This is a genomic window from Limosilactobacillus difficilis (genome assembly GCF_947387495.1).
Classification (GTDB): domain Bacteria; phylum Bacillota; class Bacilli; order Lactobacillales; family Lactobacillaceae; genus Limosilactobacillus; species Limosilactobacillus difficilis.
Genome location: NZ_CANDNU010000087.1, coordinates 1 through 1617 on the forward strand (window position 1 = coordinate 1; position 1617 = coordinate 1617).

The 1617-nt window shown below is 42.4% G+C and carries 2 protein-coding genes; both read left to right on the forward strand.

The features are described from left to right. Window positions 1-191 precede the first annotated feature (191 nt). Window positions 192-1043: a PfkB family carbohydrate kinase gene (locus QOR82_RS09035; protein ID WP_283584407.1), complete on the forward strand. Its 852-nt coding sequence runs from the start codon at window positions 192-194 to the stop codon at window positions 1041-1043. Then, entirely contained in the window at window positions 1033-1518 is a 486-nt protein-coding gene (locus QOR82_RS09040) for an ECF transporter S component (protein ID WP_283584408.1), read from the forward strand. The genes QOR82_RS09035 and QOR82_RS09040 overlap by 11 nt, the downstream gene beginning before the upstream one ends. The last annotated feature ends 99 nt before the right edge of the window (window positions 1519-1617 follow it).

Here is a 1617-nt window from a genome sequence, read left to right on the forward strand (position 1 = left end):
GACTAGCCGTGGTAAATAGCGAAGTTCTGTAAGTTAGGTATCAGGAATACCTGTGTAATACCCTAAATACTACTTCGCGTTCCCAGAAGCTCGGTCATTCATGGCCGAGTAGTTCACTAACGGTTTTGTCTTGTTATCTTAAATTTATATTATAAAATATACATAAATCTTTTAGAAAGCGGGGCGGTTACTTGAAGACAACAGCTATTGTTGAGGATTTCTCCGGGATCGGCAATCTGTCACTGGTTGCCGCCTTGGACATTTTTCACGCGCTAAATCTCACGACGGCAGCATTGCCCGCAACAGTGTTATCAAGTCAAAGTGAAGGATTTGGCAAACCCGCAATGATGAATAGTGACGCGCTGCACCAGTTTCAACAACAAAGTTTTCGCCACTGGCAGCAAATTTCAGATATGGATTTGGAAAACATTGTTACGGGTTACCTGGGAACCCCAAGCACCGTGAAATCAATCACGCAATGGTTAGCTCATTGTTCTCCCCGTTCGGTTATTGTTGATCCCGTTATGGCTGACCAAGGGCGCTTATATCCAGGGATAGCTGCCGAGATGCCAGCTCAGTTGCGGAAAATGATCAATTACGCTTCTATCATTAGCCCAAACCTTACAGAATTGTATCTCCTAGCAGGCAAACCTACAGCGATCATGGCTACTAGCAATACTGAAATCTATGCCTGTATTCAGGAATTACGGTCTAGTGGTTATGGTGGAGATGTCATCGTCACCGGAATTAGTGGGGCGCATAATCAGGTAATCAGTCAGTATTGGTCCGGCCAGGCTGCCACACCAGCAGAAGAAAGTCGCACTAGCCGACTCCCTGGTCATTTTTATGGCACGGGAGATGTTTTCACCGCAACTTTTGCCGCCCTGTTATTGAAAAGTAATAAGCCAATCTACTCATTTTTACGAGCCAACCAGTTGGTTCAAATAGCTGTCCGCGAGACCGCAAAATTAAGTGAAAGTGATAGAAAATACGGTTTATTGTTACATAATTTATTGAAAGAACTGATAATTCATGAAGGATAAAAGATTACAAAAGACTATTTTTGCTGCTCTGCTACTGGCAATTACCGTTGTTTTAGGACGCATTTTTCTCATTCCAATTCCAATGACTAAGGGGAACATCAACCTTTGTGACGCTGCTATCCTGTTAGCCTCCATGTTGCTCGGCCCGGCTGCTGGGTTATTTGTTGGCGGTTTTGGGGGATTATTGCTTGATTTGATTTCTGGTTATGGCCAATATATGGTCTTTTCTTTTGTTTCGCATGGCTTAGAAGGTTTCTTAGCCGGCTTTATTATTAAAAAAACTGGTCATAAAAAAGTTGCCTTGTTAGTTGGCGTAATCATAATGGTTATTGGTTACTTTTTTGCTGACTGGATTTTGTCTAAATCTATTATCACTGGTTTTTGGAGTATCGGGACCAATTTGCTACAAGGCATTGTGGGAGCGTTAGTTGCATGGATTGTTGATAAGCCCCTAGAAAAGCGGCTGCATTTCTGAATCGTTGTTTAATAACTACAAAAAGGGACTGTGACATAAGTCTCTAATAAAGAACGGAGTTGGATGAAATCTTCGGATTTCATTCAGCTCCGTTTTCCT

What these genes read in the sequence shown, in the direction of transcription:
- QOR82_RS09040 (WP_283584408.1), top strand. Translation starts at nt 1,033, where the DNA reads ATGAAGGATAAAAGATTACAAAAGACTATTTTTGCTGCTCTGCTACTG.